Genomic DNA, 18,863 nt, shown 5'->3' with positions numbered 1-18,863 from the left:
ACGCTATAATCTTTTTCTTCGTTGGGTCGTTAGCTCAGCTGGTAGAGCAGCGGACTTTTAATCCGTTGGTCGCAGGTTCGAATCCCGCACGGCCTACCAAACGAATTCAAGGGGTTGCGAGAAATCGCAGCCCTTTTTTATTTTGTCTTGTGTGTGTTTTTCTGCCTTAGCGGAAATCTCACCTCACTTCGGCAGTGGTCCCGCCACCATCGATTCAGCATCAGGCAGCGTCACGAACGACCGCGCCTCCTCCATCGATCGAGCGCCGAGCCAGTCGTCGTAATCGACAAGCTTGATGATGACGACTGACCGCTTCTCACTGCCCGGCTTGTGGAAGCGCTTCATCAGCGGATAATGATCCGAGTTGAGCGTGAGCATCGTGAACGACAATCGAGCGCCGCCCTCACCTTCCCACTCCCTCCACAGCCCAGCAATCGCGAATGGGCTACCGTCGGCCATGCCCACCGCCCAACGCACCGACTTCCCCGTCTCGTAATCAGGCTCGAAGAAGACCTGCGTCGGGATCAAGCATAGCTGCTGCCGCTTCCACGCGCCGCTGAAGCTCCGCTTCTCACCCACCGTCTCCGCTCGCGCGTTCATCGTGTCGAAGACATGCACGCCTGGCGGGATCTTCTCGCGCGGCACCATCCCGAACGCCGCAAGGTCAGAGCGCCGCCCCTCGCCGTCCCGGCGAATGATCGGTGCGAAATAGTCCTTGTAGACCTTGTCGCGCCACTCGCTCACCGGCGGCGGTGTGCCGTAGTATTCGCTGAATAGCTGCTTGTCTGGAACGCGGTAGTTCGTGCACATAGCAACCCCAATTGCGACGTTGGCGCCTCACGGTGACTACCAAATATACAATGCACTAGCACAACCGATGTACGACTGACCAAAGGACATGCATGAGCGAAAAGAGATACATCATCATGGAACTCGAAGACGCGAAGCAACTGGCACTGAATGCCTCCGCCGGAATTGACGAACGTGTCGCACGCACCATCGCACGCATCGAGTCTGAGACAGGGGCCGATATCGAGGACATCGTTGCGCAACTGAAAGCGATCGAGCCTTGCGGGGCCTGCGTTATTGAATCTCAGCAGCACAATTGCGTGTGTTGGCACGCGAATAAGCTCGGGCGCCGCCTGCGGCGTCTAATTGAACGGGCGAACATGGAAGGCGAGGAATAGAATACTGTTATTTCATACAGTATTTTGTGCTAGTTTACCTCCCTCAACCGAACCCGAGGGAGGCCACCATGCGAGATCCACACACCACCAGATTTATCGTCGTCCCGTTCCGCAAGGGGGTTGGCGGCGACCTGCTGCCTGTTGAGGTGCGGCCGGCCAGCACGAGCGTCGGCGCCGTGCGCGTCGCACATTCGATGCGCGAGCGGCACGCTGGCGTCGCGGCTTATGAGGTGCTTCTCGACCCCGAGACCGGCGCGTTGGAGTCACCCAAGGTGCTATTCCAGCACGGCCGCATTCCGCTGCTCGACGAGTACGCGGCTGCGTAATGATGGCGCCGTCATGCCTCTCAATCCCCGCCCGTCAGAACTGACAATCGATCAATTACGCGGCTTGTGGCTCACCCACAAAGATCCAGACCTTCGGCGCGCAATCGAAGAGGTGGCCTACCGCCGACTTGAGGCCCAGCACAAAGAAAAAGTGCTCAGAGAGGTGGAGTCGCTGTACGCAATCATCCACCAGGCATGGAAGGAAGAGGTCGGCGACACCCTGATAGCCCTTGAGTGGCTCAGGGCCCTGCTTGCCGATCAGCGACAGCAGCGAGGCGAGCTTCCGGGAATACCGAACGCGCCGCATCGATGAAGCGCTGCGAAGATAATGATACCGATCATTTTTATGCTCTTGCGCACTATGAGTATCATTTTCGATGGCACATCGGAGCTGCGATCGCATGCAAGTCTGGCGATGTGGGCAGAGTCAGCGCCAGTGCGATGCACCACCCAGCCGAACGCCCCAATACATCAGCCACCTGCGCCACGCGGGTACGCAGGTAACAGCAGACGCCTCGCGTAGCACCTTGTCTGCGACCGCTCGCGGCACCGGCTTTTCGGTGTAGAGCCAATCATGCACGACTGCCGCCTCGTTCGACGTGCCCCCGGTTAACCAGTACACGACGGGCAGCCGCGGCACCGAAGCAAGGTCGGTGACGAACCCACGCGGCACGATGAATATCTCGCCGGCTACATCCGACTGATACACGAGCGCCCGCACGAGCCGCCACCGGCCATCGTCGCAACCAGTGGCGTTTTCCATCACCAGCCGGGTCAGGAACCGACTCATTTTGCGCCGGCCGTGGGCGTATCGGCCGGCCACGCGGAAATTGCCGCCGCCAGCAGAATCTGCGCCGTGGTCACGCCCATCACGATTCGATCCTGGTCCTGCGCGGACAAGGGCGACGCTTTCACCACAGTGATGATCGCAGGCAGTCCCGCGCTCGCAAGCGTCTGAAGGTTGACGGCGTCGACCGTCGAGCCTGCGGCACATACCGCGCTCACGACCGGCTGCGCGTCGGCAAGCGCATGCAGCGCAGTGTCGCTCATGCCGCTGACCTGCTGCAGCGACGTGATAGCGACCTCGACCGGCGGGCACACGCGTGCGGCGACCTGTGCCGGCGTGGACACCGACTGGCCGGTCGTCGAGCAAGCCGTGATGGCGAACGAAAGCACGGCCGCGCACGCGGCCAGAATGGCAAAACGCTTCATGGTGATTTCCTTACGGGGTGGTGAATCGAACTGCGGTGGCCGCCGCGCTGGCGACGGCTGCTGAGATGCTGGAAGCGATGCCGCCACCTGCGGTGATCGGCGCACTGGCCGACACGCCGGTTTCGGCGAAGTCGAGGGTGAAACCCTCGGGGGTGTTGATCACGCGCACGGTGACGGCGCCGACGTCCTTGCTGCTCGATACTGACGCCTGGCAGCAGATCAGCCGGCCGGATGAGTCATAGAACGGCCGCACGTCGTAGCGCGCGGTACCGGCACATGCGGCCAGCGCGAGGCCGGCGGCACACGCGAGGGCAGCCCCCTTCACTGCGTTGACGCTGGCGTATCCGGGTGCTGCCCGGTAGCCGCCGCGCCCAGCGTCGCCGTTTGGAATTGAGCTTCCGCAGCAAGTGGCGGCGCATCGCTGACTCCGATCGTTCCGAGCAAACTCACGCCGGTTTGGGGCTGTTTTGCCCCGATGGCATGCGTGGTCGCGAGCGAAGCCAGAGCTGCCCCGATCGCCGCAATGAAGCCTTCCACCGGCGTCTTGCCGAGGAATGCGAATACGCCCCATACCAGCAGCAACCCGCCGTAACACAGCACTTTCATCAAGATGTTCATTTCGTTGTGTCCTTCTCGTGGTGGTGGATGATTTCGTCAGGCGTGAACTGATACCCCGCGACGGCGTATTTCTGGGTGACCCAAAGCGGGAACGGCATCGCGTGAATGCCTGCGTCCTTGCCGATGTGGTGCTTTTTGCAGATCAGCATTCCGTTGACGGTCATGTCGTCGACGAAGCGGTACGGGTCGAACGGCTGGGCGGCCAGGAAGCCGTCCCAATCGAATGCGCGCGCACGCTCGCCCCAGACGCCGGCGCGACAGTCGTCGGCGAAGCGCGGCCAGTCGATCATGTTGGCCGTGCTGCGCTCGATCGGGTGGTGATGGGCCTCGAGCGGATGGCCGCTATCGTGCTCGGTGCCGCCGCAGACGAAGCACCGGCCGCCCTCGCGCTCGACCAACGTCAAACGGCTGTGCGTGAACAGTGGCGTCGTGACGCGCGGATCATGGCCCGGCAGCAGCACGTCGACGGCCAGCGTCTCGCGTTCCTCATGGGTGTCGGTCACTGACATGGCATCACCCCCTGTCGCCGTGCATGAGGCCGCCAGCCCGACGTTTGAGCTGCAGCTCGATGAACTGCGCTCCGACCGTACCCAGCACACTGCCGATCCCGAGCAGCGCCAGAGGCGGAATGTCTGGAATCTGGATCAGCACCACGCCGGCGATCATTGACGCGCCAGCCCCCAGAATCGCGCGGCCGATGATCAGCCGCCACGTCAATACCTCGTCACTGACGAGCAGTTTCCCGAATCCCATAGCAGCCCCCAGCACCAGCAGGCCCAGAATCGTCCAGGCAGTCTTGTGGTCATCCATCGATGGTTCCCCGGTTACGAAGCAATGACGCCGCCCGCGCGCTTGTACGCCGCGAGTAGCACGTCGAGTGTGTTTTCGTGTTGACCGTATCCGGCGCCAGGCAGGCTGGCCCAGATGTTCCGGCATTTGGCGAATGCCACTGCAATGCGCCCTGCGGTGATGTCCGGCATGGCGCCCTGCTCCTTGATTTGCCGCAGCGCAATCAAATCTTGGCTGCGCGGCGAAAAATCGCGTAGGCCGAGCAGCGGACGATAGGCGTCGAAGTAGCGCGCGAGCAGTTGATACCGCCCCGCTGCCGTCGACTGCAACGGCTTACCGTTGATCATCCGAGGTGCGCCGTTCTTATCGCGGATGGTGACCAGGATGCGCGGATGGTCCTGATAGCTCGTGAAGAGCGTGGGGCGCTGTGGCGTGCCGCCGACGATGACGTTGTAGCCATCATCGGAATTGGCAAGCCCCTGTGCCGTGTGCTCACTGACGGCAAGGGCGTCGAGAAAGGCGAGCGCGTTCCTGCCGCCCGCTGTGGCAGCATCGATTCGTGGCATGGCAATTCCAGAAAAGAAAAAAGCCACCCTCTGAAGGTGGCTCGAATTGTTGGCTGTGTAACGTGTTGAGGTTCAGTTCGTGGTAATGCGACCGGCTGTGCTTGCTTGAGGCAACAAGGGCTTGCTCGGGGTACCCGTTCCGCCGAAAACGCGGCGGAGATCCGCGACGGCATGCCTTGCCAAATACTGTCCGCCGTACCAACTCATGTGGCCACCATCAGACCAGAGCAACCGCTGACCGTCCAGCATCTTGCACCGGCCCTCAGCACATAGGGCCGGGAAGGGGTCAAATGTCTCGACGTTCCTTGCAGCCAAATATGGCACAAGCGTCGGACGGTAATTTCCGTCGATGGCCTTGGCTACAGTGACGTCTGGATCGCATATTGAACGGTGGGTCAAAGTGAACGCTCTGACCACACAGGCCCTTGGATCTGCACCGACGGCAGGCGGAAAGAAGACCACGACCTTCTTTCCAAGCGATTGGTAATACTCCACGGTCTTCTTGAACGATCGATCGAACTGTTCTGGCGTTTCTTTTCGCTCGCGTACGCCTTGCCAGTCTTGACCGTTGAAATATAGGGGCCAGTTGGACGCCAGAACAACCGTATGCACCGAAGGCGTTTCCGCGATGTATGTTCTCGCGTACTCCATCATCTGTCGACAGAAGATCGGCCCGTAATCGAGAAGCATCGGGCATTCCCCCCGCCCAAACTGGAAATACGAAAAGCTCGCATCTAGCCTTGAATACTCGGTGAGCGCCGCAGAGTAAGCGTTCGAAACACTGTCCCCAATCACGATCACGCCCGGAGCTGGAACAGGCAGATGATCGGCACTGCAGCGATCGTCATCTGGCTTCATTCCCGTGATGGCCTGACAGGAATGAATATATGGATAGTCGAACTTGTTCACCTGATTGGCGAGCGCTGCCTCGCGGGTTGTGTATCCTCCCTTCAGAAGCGCGCTGGCGCCGAGCCCCATTGCCGCAATCAACCCAACGGCGAGTGCATAAACAACTCGTATCTTGGGCAACCTCCCATATCGAGTGGGTAGCTCGACTAAACGATACGTCAACCAAGCCAAGGCAAAGCTGAGCACGACCGCACCGTCACGAACCGCTCCCGTTGGCGCCTGAGCATCAATGATGTGCGCGAACGACAGGAGCGGCCAATGCCACAGGTAGAGTGGATAGCTGATCAATCCGACGAAGACCATGGGTCGGTTCGAGAGCACAAACCGGTTCACCATCGCCTTCGGACCCGCCGCAATCAACAGAACTGCCCCGAAGACCGGAAACAGTGCGAGCCAGCCCGGAAAGTACTCGCTTCTGACAAGCGACGTTGCGACACCAAGCACAAGCCCGATGCCAAGCACAGACAGACTATCGGCGAGGAAACTGCTATTGCGAATGGCCACCACGCAACGCCAATTGCGCGCATACGCATAGGCGAGCACCGCGCCGCTCATCAGTTCCCATACTCTTGACTGGGGCAAATAGAACGTCGCGCCCGGGTGAGACGCGCCGCCAGCCAGATTAATCGCGAACGAACATAAGCCCAGTGCGACGATGACACCAATGACGTTCGCCCCCATCCGCCAGACGCCCCAAACCAGTAGCGGGTAGAAAATATAGAACTGCTCCTCGATCGACAACGACCATAGGTGCATCAACGGTTTTAGGGCAGTTTCTTTATCGAAATACCCCGCCTCGCCCCAGAGCACGAAATTCTCAACGAAACCAGAACCCGCAGCGATGTGCTTGCCTAGCTGCCTGAATTCGTCTGGCAAAAGAACGTACCAACCGAGCGCAAAGCAAGAGGCAAGCACCACGATGAGCGCAGGCGCGATCCGCTTAACGCGGTGCACATAGAATTCGGAAAACCGGAAGCTTCCCGCAGCCAGTCCGGAAAAGATGATCCTAGAAATCAGGAATCCGGATATCACGAAAAACACGTCAACGCCGACAAAGCCCCCCGGCAGATTCCCCGGGAACGCGTGAAATATCACGACACAAAGTATGGCGACGGCGCGAAGACCGTCAATGTCAGGGCGATACGTTGAACCGGTGCTGGGGCCGCGCAGAATGGGATTTTTCATGCGCGCAATGTTATCCGATTTCCTCTAATATCTCGAAATCCACGCGTCCTGTTTAAGCACGCCTATCAAGGGCCCTAACCCTATGCGACGGGGGGCTTGAATCGGGCCTGATCGACCAACGAAAGGCGGGTGAAGTACGCCGCGTAGGCCTCTTCCGAAAGTGATATCTCCGGATTCGGAAGCGGAGGCTGTACGAACAACGGGCCTTGAGCCCAGTAATAGGCGGCGTACCTTACGTCCGATGTGTCGGTATTCTCGTAATACAAACTGTTCCCCGGATCGTCAGGGTTTGGTGCGAACAGAACCCCATATGCGACATTCTTGTCTTCGCTAAGAAATTGCAGTGTGATTTCCTGTGGCATGATCAGTGTAAGTCCTGTCGTTAGAAGCTATAGGCGCCGATCGATACTGCGAGTAGCGGAGTACCGCCCCCGCCCTTGTAATAGAGCGTTTGCGGTGTGGCTATCGACAGTTCCACAGATGTCGATATTGTGTTCCCAGAGGTCCCCACTGACTGCCCTGAAACCGATACCCTATTGATGCCAGATGATGTTGGTGAGACGTCGTAGCTTTCAGATGCTGCATTTGTCGTGTTGCTTACTTGAAGCAGGACGGATGCGTTAATTGCGTTCAGCGGTACCGCAGAAGCAATCGAAAATGCAGTAAAACTGGCGGGTTGTGACGATGTTGACAGCACCGACACGTTGATGATCGCCACTCGGCGCCCCTGAAGCAGCAATGGACTGATCTGCCCGCTCGCGTTCGTCGGCACCACCGCGACCAAGGCGGAAGCGGTGTATCCGGTGGGCATGTTGGCGCCCCCATAAACCTCACTCACGGCCGACGACGTCGCGTTGGTAGCCAAGAGCGCTGACGTGCCGCTGGTGGGGTTGTAGATCGCGTAGATCCCGACAAATCCCGACGCTGGGGCACTACCGACGTCCATGCCACCAGCCCCCGTCGTTGCAAGATTGATTGACTTGCTGAATGCGGCGAGGCAATAGCGTAGGCCGCCGAGGGACGTTTCAACGATCAGTTCATTCGCCGTGACGGTCGCTGTGGACGATGCTGTCGCGACATTCATCGCGAGGTTGCGCGACGAACCAATAACGCCCGACACCTGCCCCAACTGCACAGCGTGCTGTGGGGCAGTCCCTGGAGAAATCTGCTGCGCGCCGCCCGAGCATTCGATGAGAACCCATGCGCCGTTTCCGCTATTGACGGTTGACGCGACAATGTAAAGCAGCGTTGCGAGGCCCTTAGCAGGCATCTCGCCGCCTTGCAGTGGAGCAAGGCCCATACCGAGAATCGGCTTTGCCGCGAGGCCGTCAGCCGCATAAGTCGAAGCGCCGGTGTTTCCATTTGCGACACTCAGCACCTGAACGAAACCACTGGCTGGAAGTGCCGTCAGCGCCGGTGTATTGGTAGCTGCATAGGCGTTCGCTGCACCGGTATCAGCAAGGACCGTCTTTGACTGCACAAGTCGCCGAATTGCCGTCACGACCTGGGCATTGTTATTGCGATCGGGAGTTATTCCTGCCCCCGCAAGCACAGCAATCAACTCCTCTTGCAGTGCATTCCAAGCGTACGCAGGCAATCGAGTTGCTGGCGTATTGGTGGCCGGATTTCCGCTCGTGGCTTGACCTGGTGTTCCTGTGGCCGGCGCAGTATCGCCGCTACCTACCGGGACCGTGTATTGCGCGATCAGTCGATCCATGTCGATGTGGTCAGTTGTAGTTGAACAGGGGAATGGTGTGAGCCGGCGCGTACGCCGAGATCTCACACTGAAGAACGTTGTTGCTCCACGACGCAAATGGCTCGCCGAAAGATCCCGCGTCGAACGCGAAATATCTAATCGAATATGAAGGCGCGTTGACCTGCCAGGCAAACGCCCAATCCGGCCCGTTTAGCGCAGCGCCGAAAGAAGCCTGGCCTAGAACAAACGGCGTGAACTGGGTGATCGTGATCGAATACCCGAGGTTCTCCGCCAACTGCGTGAAGTACGCGATGGATTGGCCTCCCACCGCTGCTAGGCGAGCCACAACCTGGGCTCGGCGCGCTTCTATCGTCGGCGAAACTCCGGCACAGGGATCCGGCAGCCCTAGCGTTTCTTCCCACTCAGGAAGAAGTTCGAAGGCAGTGCCGGGAAATGCATCGATCAACAGATTGTTGGCCCGCGCGGTATTCTGGGCATAGACCGAATTCAGCCCACGGAACACTTTCGTTTGAAGCGCATCCGGATCCCGTGGCCAAACTGCGCCGCGCGGCATAAGTCCTTGGAACGCATGGAGATAATCGTCGGAAGTGAGTGCTGGTACAGACATCGCGCTCCTTACGGATATGCAATTGTTCCGAGAGTTGGAAGTTGCCCAGTCGTGTTGGTGATGTTGCCAGCTGGACTGGTGATGACGAAACCGCTCGTCCCCGGTATTGATCCGATCGCCGAGTTGATATCGGACATATCGATCGTTCCACCTGGAGCACCATTCGAGCGAAACACCCCGACGATGGCCGCCGAGATTGCAGACCTGGTGGCATCGGATGCCGAGGACAATCCAGTAATCGTGAAATTGATCGCGTTGGGAATAGGCGAACAGACATAAACAAGCGCAGTCACTGGCTGCAAAGGAAAGATTGCATTGGCCACGATGAGCTGATCACCCGACGCCTCGACGCCCCTAGACTGGTCACCAGCTGCCACCCCGTCACTTCCTTGCGGGAACCCGCCATGGGCCGCCTGCGCATCATCAAGCATTACGTACACGACAACTGTGCCGGCACCGAAGCCGTTTCGAACCACCCATGCGCGAGTGATGCCTGGCACGTCGAGGGCCCACGTCGAATAGTCACCGGCGGCACCGCCTTGAGGTGTCGCCTGAAAGGCGCCCATCACGCGCTCGCTGAAGTCGTCCTCTTTCTCAGCATCGGCGCCCCCAGTGAACGCAGACGAGGCAGTCCCGCTGCTTTGCACCCCTGGAATAGCAACACCAAGCGTTATGATGGTTCCGGCACCGCAGTTCCCTACCGCACCGACCTGATCGGCAATGAACGAAACGGTGGCAATTCCATTCGCTTGAACGGTTGCGTCGGTTTGCGAGGTGTAGGTGACTCCGTCTCCCCGCGCGCCGGATGAGCCAGCGAGGATTAAGGTGCCCGGAACTCCCGAGAACGGCACGATTCCTGACGCTGCGGTTGGCGACTTCTGAAATGTATTGCGCAACGCCCCCCATCCCGCCAGATATTCACCCGTAGACGTCCACGGAACCGCCTGTTTGGCGATGTAGTCGATGTATCCGTAGTGGAGGTGTGCAAGGCCCGCTTGAGCACGCCCGGTAACCTTCAGGTTAGCGAACCGTAGCAACGGGTCGGATCCCGGCACGCTGGACGCGATGTCTGACGCGACCTGCTGTTGAAGCTCGGTGAGTGTGGGTCGTTGATACGGCATCAGTCATTCCCCTGCCAAGCCCAAGTGAACGTATTCGGCACAATCGAGCCATCCTGCTTGTACGCCGTGATCTGGGCACCTAACTGCCCCCTTTTGATCCACGACACGTTTATGTCGAACCGGGCCACCACCTTGTCGTCGATCATCCATTGAATGGCCTCAACGATGTAGTCATAAGCCCGCTGCAGCGTTTCTTTGGTCTGCTTCTCTCTGACGATGAGCCACATCCGAGACCCGATCGGGCCTGCAACGACGTCATCGCCCCACCAGCCGCGCGGGTCCGTTGTGCCGTCGGGAATGATGTCGTCCACATCGGCCATACGATCAGTGAAAAGACTGATCAGGAGGGCCGTTGTGACATCGTTTCCCGTCCCGAGCGCGGCGCCATCAAGAACCCAATCGCCTCGGTTTGCTGAAGCGTCCCAAACGGTTGAGGTATCCATGCGTACCAAACAAAAAAGCCTCCGCGAGGGAGGCTTGTATATCGAAACGGGCAGCTTCTACTGCTGTTGGTTTGGCGGATCGCTCGTCACGTCGGACGACCCGATTTGCACGCCCTTAACGAGATGGTCATGCTCGTTCGAGATCTGCCGCATATCCGCAAGGGTGTGTGGGTTGCTCTGGAAGTTGTCTTGCATGTTGCCTGTCGATTTCACCAGCGGAGTATCGAATTCAACACCGCCCGGTGCTATCAATTTGAACTTGCCGGAGCAATTCCAGGTGACGTCTGACGCGTCATTGACCACGACCGGCTGCCCCTTAGCTTCCACGACGATCCCGCCGTCGGCCGTCAGATAGACTGACTTCCCATCTTCGCTGTGAAGGATAGATTCGCCCGGCTTTAGTCCTTTCGGTCTCGACGGTTGGTGACCAGTCCCGATCACAATGCCCTTTGTTCTATCCCCACCTAGAAATGCAACCACACCGTCGGAACCAGCCGGCGGATTCGACGAGAAGCCGAACTCTGCAATACGCGGTGTTCCGTCGCGCACCTCTGTCGAGCTGAGGGCGATTTGGACAACCTGTACCCCACCTGAGTCGTTCACAGCAGATATCAGTGCTCGCGCGAACGCAGTTAGCGCGCGGCGAACCACTCGCTGCACCGGCCCCACATCAAGGTCTCGTGTCATCGCAATGGCACCGTACCGACGAGATCGCCATATTGCGGGTAAAGCAAAATTGGCTTGGGTTCGAATGCCTCCGGGGGCATCAGCGTCAACTGGGCATGCGTTCCAGACTCGTCGAGGCTATAGCTCACCTCGGCAATCATCAGGCGTTGCGGGACAGTGCCCGCTTGATCACCCGACACCTTCAGGCTGGGAATCAACACGTCGATGAGCTTATTCGGCTCCCACAGGTTTCCCTCCACGTCCCGCCAATTGTCGACGGTGACGTGGATCACCTCAGCGCGCCCGCGGCGCCAAGCCACCTCCCACAAGGCCCGCTGCTTGCCAACTTCCCATCCAAGCTCACCAGCCTCGGCGAAGATGACGCGCTCACGGCGACGAGGAACGTTAGGGTCAGTAGCTGTGAAATGAGGGGCAGTGATCGACGTCAGATCCTGCATGTTGTTTGTGCCAGTCAACAACGCCGTTACGTGCGAAAAGCGTTGATCCATCGATCGCTCGGCAGTTGCAGCCTCGATGTTAATGCCCTCCTGCACGCCGCTCGCCATCACCTCGGTGCCTGCGCGCGCAAGCACCATGTTGCCGCTTCGGTCTTCGTAGACCAGCAGCGCACTGTAGCGCGCCGTACGCTCAACAACCTCATATGTGGACTCGCCAGGGATGATGTTGATCTGCGGGATCATCAATAGACCTTCCAAATCACAGATCACATCGATGTCGTAGACGGCGGCGAGTTGTTTGGCCATCGTGTACGCATTGACGTTGCTCATTTGTCCATTCGGCCAAACTGCGGCGCAGTCTAGGAGATCCTGACACTTTCCACGACCGGTCACGCGGATGTCGTGCGACTCGGCTGAAATACTAGGCACGACGCGATCCACATATCCTGTGATGACGCTCTCCCCACCGATCTGCAAAACACATTTGTCGCCAGGCGAAGCCACTACATCTTGTGCTTGCCCCGGAAACAATTCCGTCATCTCAAGTTCAAAGTCTCCTGGAAAGCGCTCAATGCCACGCGTGACGCGCAATCTTGTCCATCCAGATAGCCGAGCCTCGCCAATCGAAAGTGTAATATTGTCGTTCGACATATGCGGAATACTGAATCATGAAAATTCAGATCGGTGCTTTATCCGTCGGCCTAATTGCACTCTGTGCGCACGCCGAACCGGTGTATCAGATCAAGTCCGAGGGCGCTATTGCATGCGAATCGGCTGAGGCCCTGCACACAGCAGTCACGTCTCCGAATGGGCAGCTTCCAAAGTCATGCACCAGACTTGAGGCGGGCTACGCGTTTGAAGCAATCAATAGATCGGATACGTACGTACCTAAATCTGAGGCGGAGCCGATCCTTGGGCTGATTTATGGGCGTCCAATTGCGACTGCCAACGAACGGGGGAGTGCGTCCTACTTCAAGGTGCTTCGATCAGCCGCAGAGCCTGTCTTGGACGACAAGGGCCAAGTCGTCATGGCTAAATGCGACTACCCCCAGACCTTCGTGACGAACTCGCTCCGGTCCGGCCCAGATGGAAAGCTCTATCTGAAGCAAGGCAGGGTGACCATTAAGTGCGTCAATGGGGAAATGCGGCAGATCTACCAGCCGCTAAACTGACTTTCGGCGCAGCCTCAGAGCAGCCCCGCCAGGGGCTTTCGCTTTTCCTCTTCCTACTCGGCAAGCGCCTTGAAACTCGTTGGCAAGAACGCCGGATGCACCGGATTCGCCTGCCTCACCAATTCATCTTCCCGTCCGATGTCGCGGTAGATACGATTCGCCAGCGCTAACGCGGGAATCGTCCCGCTGAACTGAAATGTCGTTACGGCCGCCAGTCCTTGGCCCCGGCTATCAAAGTCGGAGACCACTGCCTGTCTCAGCGTACGCAGCGCCGCATAGACGTCATCCTCACCTTGATCCGCCGCAACCTGAATCTCTGCATCGATCAGCCCAACGACGGTATTCCTGACGTCGACGGCATCGTCAGCAGATGACGGCTGGTATGCCGTCGAACTCGTCGCAACCTGGGCGATCGCAGATCGTCGAAGCAAATCCCCTGCCGCACTGCTCATTACCGCTTGAGCGGCCGCGATTGGTGATCCAGGCGCCACGGATGGGGGTGTGTAGCGCGCCAGCGGCGTAAGCAGCCGAATTGCGTCGGCCGGTGACGCTGCCGTGTTCGCGGCCGCCACCATGAGCGACTGCGCAGCGCCGCTAAACGCGGCTGGATTCGTTCCTGCATTTACGGCGGCGGCTGATAGCGCCGCCCCGGCAGTAGCAACCTTTGCAACGTTCTGCGTGTCCTGCGCAAGCAGACTGGCGACAGTGGCAGCCCTCGGTGCTTTCCCGTTGGCTCCGGAATATCCGGTATTTCCCCCGCCGAAGAGACGCCCGAAATTCCCCGAGAGGGTGGAAATCGAGTTGAAGAATCGACGCACGCTGTGCACCAAGCTGTTCACCGCCTGATAGAACGAGACGGCAATACCGACAGCAGTACGAATGACAGCAATGCCAGCCTTGATCGCGCTGAGCGTTCGGCTGATAAAACTGAGCAGCGACGAGGCAGTCAAGCCCGAAGCCGCACTGCTTACAGCGTCCTTGGTCGCAGACTGCGCGCTCGGATACAACCGATCGCCGCCGAGAATGAACGTCAATCGCAGCTCGACAACGCGGCCGCGATCCCACGACGTGCCGATTTCGGCTTCCGTGCAGTTCGCTTTGATCTCGCCCCAGGTCGGATGCACTAACTTTCCGATCCCCGGCGGCTTCGTATTGTTGACCGATCCGCCTCGAATTACATTCAGCAGATTGATCTTCTGGGTCGTGACGTCACCACCGCCGTAGATCAGGCTGTTCTCCACCAGAAAACCCGTGACTTGCAGGACATTTGTCCTCAGCCCATTGTCTTCAATCCAAGGCCGCGTTTCCTTCTTCGGGTACGAGTGGACGACGACGTTGCGCCCGAAAACGCCGCTCTCAGACAAAACGGCAAACGGCACGCCGTTATAGCTCGCCTTACGGAGCTTGCTCGCATAGTCACCGCTACCGAACAGGCTCATCAAGCTCTGTGCCGACGACGCAATGCCTTTAGCGGCCGAGGCAACACCACCGATGCTTCCCGCAACGTTCACAACGTCAGCTACGCTCACGCCATCTCTCCGATTGCTCGATTACCTACGCTCGCGGTTCCCGTCACGTTGCCTTGAGACCGGACCTTTGCAGTCGCCGGCCGGCCATCCTGATGAATTACAACGTCGACGAGGACGCGACCTCCCTCGGCCGCCCCAGGCGACGGCGACTGCCCCGGCAAGTTCGCGGCAGCTATGCGCGGCGAGTTACTGTAGAGCCCCGTGCCGCCCATCCGGGCCTGCACCTGCTCCACGTAGTTGCGCGTCTCCTTCGGGGCGTTCTCCAGGCCCTTGCGCTGCACGTTGCCCTGCCCCCAGTTGTATCCCGCAAGCGCTTTGCTGAGGTCACCGCCGTTTTGCTTCAGCAGATCGCGATACATTTGTGCAGCCGCTGTGGCCGACTTTGTCAGGTCGTCAGGGTCGTCCAGTCCATATTGCTTTGCCGTCGCATCCATGAATTGGAAATGCCCTTTGGCGCCCGCCGAGGAACGCATGTTCGTCCCGCGACTCGACTCTTGCGCCCAAACGCTGTCAAGCAGCCCCTTTGGCAAGCCATACTGGGACTCGAGCCGCGAAAACAGCGCGTCGGACTCAGACGTCGCGCGGCCAACTCCAGACTGAAGGCGAAGACCGGCCGCGATGTCAGCGTTCGACTTCCCAGTCAGGCGATCCCAGCCGGCACCGAGGAAGCTGGGTGCAGGGAGACTTGCCGATGCGGCCAACCAATTGCCAGCAGCCACATCGCTTGCGCCTTTGGCTACGTTCGTATCTGGCAGTCCAGCGGCCTTCGCAACCTTCAGACCTCCCCATGCAGCCGCGCCAGCCAAACCCAGCGTGCCCAACGCGGCAACGGCCCCAGGAATAGCGACAGACGTGAGCGAGGCCAAGTTGGCGATGATCGATACGAGGCCCGCGATCGGCGCGGCAAAGGTGATTGCAGCCAGGGCTACAGCAACACCTTTCACTCCACCGATTGCGTCGACGAAATTGGAAACCTTCGTTGTTACTCCATCCCAGTCGACCTGTTCGAGCCACTTGGCAAAGCGCTCGACATATTCGGCCACCTTGGTTGCGGCCACCTCACCATACTTGTCGACCAATCGCTGAACGACGGAAATGACGCGCTCGAGCGCGGGCGCCATCGCCTCACCGAACGAATACTTAAGCTTTGTTCCGGACGCCTCGAGCTTGATCATCTGCTCGTTGTACGCGGCAGCTCGCTTCAGTTGCTCGTCGCTCAGGACGAGTCCCATGTCCTTTGCTTTATTGACGAAAGCATCGATGCCTGACTCGCCCTTTTGGAGTATCGGTAGCAATGAACCGACACCGAACACGTCCGCAATCAGCGCCTGCGTCTGGACATTCCCCTTTTGCTTGACAATTGCATTCGCAACGTCCTTGAGCGCGCGGGTGGCATCTACCGCACCATCCTTCGTACGATGCAGGCTGATGCCGAACTTCTGCATCATCACGAACGCATCCTGATTTCGACCGTAGGTCGCATCTTCGATGGTCTTGCCGAGCGTCTTGAGCGAGCCGGTCATTTCGTCGGCAGAGAGGCCAGCAAGCTTGGCCGCGCCACGATACGCTTGAAGATCCGACGTGGACACACCAATTGCGGCAGACGTACGCAGAACCTCCGCTCCCATCTTGCCCCACTCGTTCGTCATCAGGGCTATACCTGCGATCGAGCCGAGCCCCGCGATACCGGCGAGGGGGGCGACGATCCCAAGAAGACTGCGGCCAGCATCCGCTGCGGCGTAACCGATGCGCCGGATACCTCGCGCGACCTTCGTCACGCCAGTTTCGTCGCTAAGCGCCTTGAGCGAACGCCCGACGTCGGCGAAGGGCTTGCGAAGCGTAGAAGCCGCCTCGTTCATCTTCTTCGACGACGCCGTCACACGATCGATCGGCTTCGTGATGCGCTGCATCGAAGCTTCGATGCGCTTTGCCACTGCCGACGCCCTATCGGCAGCCGTGATGGTGATCTGATACGCGTTCCCTGCCATCAGTCCTCCACCTGTGATTGCCGAATGCGCTTAGCTTGGTCTCTCCACCAAGCTAGTTTGGAAAGTGCGAGGCGCTCTGCCTCACACGGGCCCCAACGGAAGAAATACGTTACGTCGGCGATTGCGTCGCCGACTCCGTCTGGCCATCGTCGGTAAAACCCGCGAGATACTCGTTCGCCTCCGTGAAATCACGTTGGCTGAGCTTCTCGATAGCCGACTTCGGAAGACCCGACACCAAGTGGATCAGGACGATGCCAATGCCGATGTTCGAGCCACCGGTGGATGTCGCCTTGTCGAGTTCGCCCGCAGTCGGCTCGCGCAGATCGAGCTTGTCGTAGACAACTTCGCTATCATCGCTGCCGAGCTTCACAGGCTTGCGAAGCTTGAGCGTCTTTTCTTCAGGTTGGCTCATGTCTTAACTCGTTGTTTCCGAAACTTGCGGACCTTCCCACTTCACTTCAATCGTGGCGTCCGTGGATTTGACCGTCTGGTCTTCAACCGTCCACATATTCCGACCAATGATGGTCTTGCCGTTGGCAAGCTGCGCGACGACCGTCACGTTGTCCATTGCATTCAGATCGGCAACTGTGAGGTTCCCGGCGTCACGCAGACTGGCCGAGATAGAACCGGGTCGCTTCTTCTCGCTGAAGCCGTGAACGCCGTCCTGGCCGGAAAGCGTTTCGCGTGTGACCGACGACGGGTTGTATTCGAAGTCCCCGACGAGCAGGTAGTTCGTTCCATCCACGGTGATGCTTGCGGTACCTGCCAAGCGGTTCGGATTTCCTGCCATGAGGAGTCTCCAAAATGAGAAACGGCGCCATGTGGGCGCCGGGAGTCAGGGATGTCAGCTCAAACGGAATTGCATCAGCAGCGCAAATACACGCAATTGAGCAATCAGGACCGCCGGGTAAATCACGTCGACCCGGTTCGGATTGGTGCTGTTCTGCTGGACGATGAGTCCCTCTGCGAACACAGCGCTCTGCTGCACGAAGCCGTCATACTCGAGCTGTTGGTATTGCGCGATCAGGTCTGCCTTGATGATCGCGGGCGTAACGATGGACGAACCAGGCGCAAACCTAGTGCCATCCGCAGCCAGCTTCATTCGCGAGTACTTACTGGTCACCACGGAACGCAAGGCCCGCAATACGTAGGCAAGCGTGAACAGCGTTTCCACCTCCAGATAGCTGTCGTCTGGCTGTCCGAAGCTGTTCTGCTGGTAGGTGGTGATCAGGTTTTCAATGGCGACAGTGTCGTCGCTGGCGACGGTGAACGTCGAAATGCCGTCCCACAGAAGGGTGTTTCGGTCGCTCAAAGCGAAGCGCGATGCCAGCGGCGGTGCAAGGAAACTCGACAACGCCAATGTCTGTACCGGTCGCGCCGCGTCTGCTCGCACCGAAGTCGCCACGGTGCCGGCCAAATCAGCCGCAAGAATCCATGCCGGCGTCGGAGAGTCGTTGAACCCCATGACGGATACGTGCTCGTCATTCCGGCTGGTACCAAACGTGGTAAGTGCGCCAAGGGTTCCCCGATATCCGCTGAACGCGTGGCCGTAAATCTGTTTGCTCCAACTCCATCGCCCAGTCGTCGAACTCAGGAATGCCTTCATGGCATCTAGAGAGTTCGCATCCGTGTACGGGAACGCGATGAAATCGAACTCTTTGTCGAGCAGGTTCGCGAATGCGGTCGTCAGCGCCGGATTGACAGCCCCTCCAGCCATCGGTGTAATCGTCAATGCGAGGCCTGCCGGTAGCGTCTCGCCACTTGCAGCACCCCGGTAGTTGATTCGCATGTCGATGTCGTTGCCGGCCGCGCCCTTGTTCTTGGCAGTCACCGTCACCGTCGACGTGGCTGCGGTCGCGGTCACGGGAAGGTCGGACTGTGCGTTAATCGCGGCCGCAATGGCGTTAGCGATCTGCGCAGTCGTTTGCGTCGACGTAACCGTTACGGTCACCGGCGGTACGCCTTTCACGGCTGCGATGTACAGATAAATCACACCGGTGGCCGTGGCGGGCGAAGAAATTGCAATGCTTCCCGACGCAGCCACTGCGCTGGCATCGTCGGCCAACGGCAAATACCAGACCTCACCGAACGGGTCAGACTTGCGATACGCGGCCGTCATGAGCGCAAGCATCGAACCGGCACCGCCGACTGACTTTGCTTCGGTCGCTCCCTGGGAGATTTGCGGAACGCCCGGCGTCCCAGTCCCGGCGGCTGCAATCTGCCCGATGATCAACGCACGCTGCGTCGATGCACCGCTGTTTGCCTGACTGTTGTCGAGTTCGGCATGGAACAGGGGAACCCGCAGATTCTGCGGAATGGTTTTAAAGGGAACAGTCACTTGGCGTTCTCCAAAACAAAAAACCCGCCGAA

24 protein-coding genes and 1 tRNA gene are annotated in these 18,863 nt (G+C 59.1%); 5 read left to right on the top strand and 20 right to left on the bottom strand.

Annotation, left to right across the window (positions count from 1 at the left end):
- Positions 1 to 23: 23 nt before the first annotated feature.
- Positions 24 to 99 (top strand) — tRNA-Lys (locus PHO31112_RS04090).
- Positions 100 to 183: 84 nt separating this feature from the next.
- Here the strand turns inward: PHO31112_RS04090 and PHO31112_RS04085 are convergent.
- Complete coding sequence (locus tag PHO31112_RS04085; protein ID WP_150619353.1) at positions 184 to 810, bottom strand: SOS response-associated peptidase; 627 nt, start codon at positions 808 to 810, stop codon at positions 184 to 186.
- Positions 811 to 926: 116 nt separating this feature from the next.
- Between PHO31112_RS04085 and PHO31112_RS04080 the strand changes: the two genes are divergently transcribed.
- The 3 genes from PHO31112_RS04080 (at position 927) to PHO31112_RS04070 (ending at position 1,826) form a co-directional block, all read left to right on the top strand.
- Complete coding sequence (locus tag PHO31112_RS04080; RefSeq protein ID WP_150619352.1) at positions 927 to 1,187, top strand: hypothetical protein; 261 nt, start codon at positions 927 to 929, stop codon at positions 1,185 to 1,187.
- A 68-nt stretch (positions 1,188 to 1,255) separates the two neighbouring features.
- Positions 1,256 to 1,513, top strand: a complete 258-nt coding sequence (locus tag PHO31112_RS04075; protein WP_150619351.1) for a hypothetical protein — start codon at positions 1,256 to 1,258, stop codon at positions 1,511 to 1,513.
- Positions 1,514 to 1,526: 13 nt separating this feature from the next.
- Positions 1,527 to 1,826, top strand: coding sequence for a hypothetical protein (locus tag PHO31112_RS04070; RefSeq protein ID WP_150619350.1), 300 nt, complete (start codon positions 1,527 to 1,529; stop codon positions 1,824 to 1,826).
- A gap of 114 nt (positions 1,827 to 1,940) precedes the next feature.
- Here the strand turns inward: PHO31112_RS04070 and PHO31112_RS04065 are convergent, their stop codons facing one another.
- The 14 genes from PHO31112_RS04065 to PHO31112_RS04000 all read right to left on the bottom strand — a co-directional run bounded on the left by PHO31112_RS04065 (position 1,941) and on the right by PHO31112_RS04000 (position 12,455).
- Positions 1,941 to 2,303, bottom strand: coding sequence for a DUF1353 domain-containing protein (locus tag PHO31112_RS04065; protein ID WP_150619349.1), 363 nt, complete (start codon positions 2,301 to 2,303; stop codon positions 1,941 to 1,943).
- The gene (locus PHO31112_RS04060; RefSeq protein WP_150619348.1) at positions 2,300 to 2,725 is read right to left on the bottom strand and encodes a hypothetical protein; all 426 of its coding nucleotides are present in this window, start codon (positions 2,723 to 2,725) and stop codon (positions 2,300 to 2,302) included. The genes PHO31112_RS04065 and PHO31112_RS04060 overlap by 4 nt, the downstream gene beginning before the upstream one ends.
- 10 nt (positions 2,726 to 2,735) lie before the next feature.
- Positions 2,736 to 3,050, bottom strand: coding sequence for a hypothetical protein (locus tag PHO31112_RS04055; protein ID WP_150619347.1), 315 nt, complete (start codon positions 3,048 to 3,050; stop codon positions 2,736 to 2,738).
- Entirely contained in the window at positions 3,047 to 3,343 is a 297-nt protein-coding gene (locus PHO31112_RS04050; RefSeq protein ID WP_010808785.1) for a hypothetical protein, read from the bottom strand. Before PHO31112_RS04050 ends, PHO31112_RS04055 begins: the two co-directional genes overlap by 4 nt.
- Positions 3,340 to 3,852 (bottom strand): hypothetical protein, encoded by a 513-nt coding sequence (locus PHO31112_RS04045; RefSeq protein ID WP_150619346.1) that lies wholly within the window; start codon positions 3,850 to 3,852, stop codon positions 3,340 to 3,342. The genes PHO31112_RS04050 and PHO31112_RS04045 overlap by 4 nt, the downstream gene beginning before the upstream one ends.
- 4 nt (positions 3,853 to 3,856) lie before the next feature.
- Positions 3,857 to 4,153, bottom strand: a complete 297-nt coding sequence (locus tag PHO31112_RS04040) for a phage holin family protein (RefSeq protein WP_150619345.1) — start codon at positions 4,151 to 4,153, stop codon at positions 3,857 to 3,859.
- A gap of 14 nt (positions 4,154 to 4,167) precedes the next feature.
- Complete coding sequence (locus tag PHO31112_RS04035) at positions 4,168 to 4,698, bottom strand: glycoside hydrolase family 24 protein (protein ID WP_150619344.1); 531 nt, start codon at positions 4,696 to 4,698, stop codon at positions 4,168 to 4,170.
- Between the two features lie 72 nt (positions 4,699 to 4,770).
- Complete coding sequence (locus tag PHO31112_RS04030) at positions 4,771 to 6,792, bottom strand: acyltransferase family protein (RefSeq protein WP_150619343.1); 2,022 nt, start codon at positions 6,790 to 6,792, stop codon at positions 4,771 to 4,773.
- 382 nt (positions 6,793 to 7,174) lie between these two features.
- The gene (locus PHO31112_RS04025; RefSeq protein ID WP_150619342.1) at positions 7,175 to 8,509 is read right to left on the bottom strand and encodes a hypothetical protein; all 1,335 of its coding nucleotides are present in this window, start codon (positions 8,507 to 8,509) and stop codon (positions 7,175 to 7,177) included.
- Between the two features lie 10 nt (positions 8,510 to 8,519).
- Positions 8,520 to 9,116: a YmfQ family protein gene (locus PHO31112_RS04020; RefSeq protein WP_150619341.1), complete on the bottom strand. Its 597-nt coding sequence runs from the start codon at positions 9,114 to 9,116 to the stop codon at positions 8,520 to 8,522.
- An 8-nt stretch (positions 9,117 to 9,124) separates the two neighbouring features.
- On the bottom strand, positions 9,125 to 10,237 hold the full coding sequence (locus PHO31112_RS04015; protein WP_150619340.1) for a baseplate J/gp47 family protein: 1,113 nt from the start codon (positions 10,235 to 10,237) through the stop codon (positions 9,125 to 9,127).
- Positions 10,237 to 10,680 (bottom strand): phage GP46 family protein, encoded by a 444-nt coding sequence (locus PHO31112_RS04010; protein WP_150619339.1) that lies wholly within the window; start codon positions 10,678 to 10,680, stop codon positions 10,237 to 10,239. The genes PHO31112_RS04015 and PHO31112_RS04010 overlap by 1 nt, the downstream gene beginning before the upstream one ends.
- Positions 10,681 to 10,737: 57 nt before the next feature.
- Entirely contained in the window at positions 10,738 to 11,367 is a 630-nt protein-coding gene (locus tag PHO31112_RS04005) for a phage baseplate assembly protein V (protein WP_150619338.1), read from the bottom strand.
- Complete coding sequence (locus PHO31112_RS04000; protein ID WP_150619337.1) at positions 11,364 to 12,455, bottom strand: phage baseplate assembly protein; 1,092 nt, start codon at positions 12,453 to 12,455, stop codon at positions 11,364 to 11,366. Before PHO31112_RS04000 ends, PHO31112_RS04005 begins: the two co-directional genes overlap by 4 nt.
- A gap of 17 nt (positions 12,456 to 12,472) precedes the next feature.
- On the opposite strand from PHO31112_RS04000, the gene PHO31112_RS03995 reads away from it, so the two are divergent.
- Complete coding sequence (locus PHO31112_RS03995) at positions 12,473 to 12,976, top strand: hypothetical protein (protein WP_150619336.1); 504 nt, start codon at positions 12,473 to 12,475, stop codon at positions 12,974 to 12,976.
- A 53-nt stretch (positions 12,977 to 13,029) separates the two neighbouring features.
- On the opposite strand, the gene PHO31112_RS03990 is transcribed toward PHO31112_RS03995, so the two are convergent.
- The 5 genes from PHO31112_RS03990 to PHO31112_RS03965 all read right to left on the bottom strand — a co-directional run bounded on the left by PHO31112_RS03990 (position 13,030) and on the right by PHO31112_RS03965 (position 18,831).
- Complete coding sequence (locus tag PHO31112_RS03990; protein WP_150619755.1) at positions 13,030 to 14,415, bottom strand: DNA circularization protein; 1,386 nt, start codon at positions 14,413 to 14,415, stop codon at positions 13,030 to 13,032.
- Positions 14,416 to 14,501: 86 nt separating this feature from the next.
- Entirely contained in the window at positions 14,502 to 16,439 is a 1,938-nt protein-coding gene (locus PHO31112_RS03985; RefSeq protein WP_150619335.1) for a phage tail tape measure protein, read from the bottom strand.
- Between the two features lie 163 nt (positions 16,440 to 16,602).
- Complete coding sequence (locus tag PHO31112_RS03975; RefSeq protein WP_150619334.1) at positions 16,603 to 16,905, bottom strand: phage tail assembly protein; 303 nt, start codon at positions 16,903 to 16,905, stop codon at positions 16,603 to 16,605.
- A 3-nt stretch (positions 16,906 to 16,908) separates the two neighbouring features.
- Complete coding sequence (locus PHO31112_RS03970) at positions 16,909 to 17,283, bottom strand: phage tail tube protein (protein ID WP_010804693.1); 375 nt, start codon at positions 17,281 to 17,283, stop codon at positions 16,909 to 16,911.
- A gap of 54 nt (positions 17,284 to 17,337) precedes the next feature.
- Positions 17,338 to 18,831, bottom strand: coding sequence for a phage tail sheath subtilisin-like domain-containing protein (locus PHO31112_RS03965; RefSeq protein ID WP_150619333.1), 1,494 nt, complete (start codon positions 18,829 to 18,831; stop codon positions 17,338 to 17,340).
- Positions 18,832 to 18,863: the final 32 nt, after the last annotated feature.

The sequence above is a fragment of the Pandoraea horticolens genome, assembly GCF_902459555.1.
GTDB lineage: Bacteria > Pseudomonadota > Gammaproteobacteria > Burkholderiales > Burkholderiaceae > Pandoraea > Pandoraea horticolens.
The sequence above is the reverse complement of the archived record's forward strand: the minus strand, read 5'-3'. Positions and strand labels throughout refer to the sequence as shown.

What these genes read in the sequence shown, in the direction of transcription:
- PHO31112_RS04030 (WP_150619343.1), bottom strand. Translation starts at nt 6,792, where the DNA reads ATGAAAAATCCCATTCTGCGCGGCCCCAGCACCGGTTCAACGTATCGC.
- PHO31112_RS04005 (WP_150619338.1), bottom strand. Translation starts at nt 11,367, where the DNA reads ATGACACGAGACCTTGATGTGGGGCCGGTGCAGCGAGTGGTTCGCCGC.
- PHO31112_RS04070 (WP_150619350.1), top strand. Translation starts at nt 1,527, where the DNA reads ATGCCTCTCAATCCCCGCCCGTCAGAACTGACAATCGATCAATTACGC.
- PHO31112_RS03995 (WP_150619336.1), top strand. Translation starts at nt 12,473, where the DNA reads ATGAAAATTCAGATCGGTGCTTTATCCGTCGGCCTAATTGCACTCTGT.
- PHO31112_RS03975 (WP_150619334.1), bottom strand. Translation starts at nt 16,905, where the DNA reads ATGAGCCAACCTGAAGAAAAGACGCTCAAGCTTCGCAAGCCTGTGAAG.
- PHO31112_RS03970 (WP_010804693.1), bottom strand. Translation starts at nt 17,283, where the DNA reads ATGGCAGGAAATCCGAACCGCTTGGCAGGTACCGCAAGCATCACCGTG.
- PHO31112_RS04020 (WP_150619341.1), bottom strand. Translation starts at nt 9,116, where the DNA reads ATGTCTGTACCAGCACTCACTTCCGACGATTATCTCCATGCGTTCCAA.
- PHO31112_RS04035 (WP_150619344.1), bottom strand. Translation starts at nt 4,698, where the DNA reads ATGCCACGAATCGATGCTGCCACAGCGGGCGGCAGGAACGCGCTCGCC.
- PHO31112_RS04045 (WP_150619346.1), bottom strand. Translation starts at nt 3,852, where the DNA reads ATGTCAGTGACCGACACCCATGAGGAACGCGAGACGCTGGCCGTCGAC.
- PHO31112_RS04025 (WP_150619342.1), bottom strand. Translation starts at nt 8,509, where the DNA reads ATGGATCGACTGATCGCGCAATACACGGTCCCGGTAGGTAGCGGCGAT.
- PHO31112_RS03990 (WP_150619755.1), bottom strand. Translation starts at nt 14,415, where the DNA reads ATGAGCCTGTTCGGTAGCGGTGACTATGCGAGCAAGCTCCGTAAGGCG.
- PHO31112_RS04000 (WP_150619337.1), bottom strand. Translation starts at nt 12,455, where the DNA reads ATGTCGAACGACAATATTACACTTTCGATTGGCGAGGCTCGGCTATCT.
- PHO31112_RS04060 (WP_150619348.1), bottom strand. Translation starts at nt 2,725, where the DNA reads ATGAAGCGTTTTGCCATTCTGGCCGCGTGCGCGGCCGTGCTTTCGTTC.
- PHO31112_RS04010 (WP_150619339.1), bottom strand. Translation starts at nt 10,680, where the DNA reads ATGGATACCTCAACCGTTTGGGACGCTTCAGCAAACCGAGGCGATTGG.
- PHO31112_RS04085 (WP_150619353.1), bottom strand. Translation starts at nt 810, where the DNA reads ATGTGCACGAACTACCGCGTTCCAGACAAGCAGCTATTCAGCGAATAC.
- PHO31112_RS04040 (WP_150619345.1), bottom strand. Translation starts at nt 4,153, where the DNA reads ATGGATGACCACAAGACTGCCTGGACGATTCTGGGCCTGCTGGTGCTG.
- PHO31112_RS04065 (WP_150619349.1), bottom strand. Translation starts at nt 2,303, where the DNA reads ATGAGTCGGTTCCTGACCCGGCTGGTGATGGAAAACGCCACTGGTTGC.
- PHO31112_RS04015 (WP_150619340.1), bottom strand. Translation starts at nt 10,237, where the DNA reads ATGCCGTATCAACGACCCACACTCACCGAGCTTCAACAGCAGGTCGCG.
- PHO31112_RS04075 (WP_150619351.1), top strand. Translation starts at nt 1,256, where the DNA reads ATGCGAGATCCACACACCACCAGATTTATCGTCGTCCCGTTCCGCAAG.
- PHO31112_RS04080 (WP_150619352.1), top strand. Translation starts at nt 927, where the DNA reads ATGGAACTCGAAGACGCGAAGCAACTGGCACTGAATGCCTCCGCCGGA.
- PHO31112_RS04050 (WP_010808785.1), bottom strand. Translation starts at nt 3,343, where the DNA reads ATGAACATCTTGATGAAAGTGCTGTGTTACGGCGGGTTGCTGCTGGTA.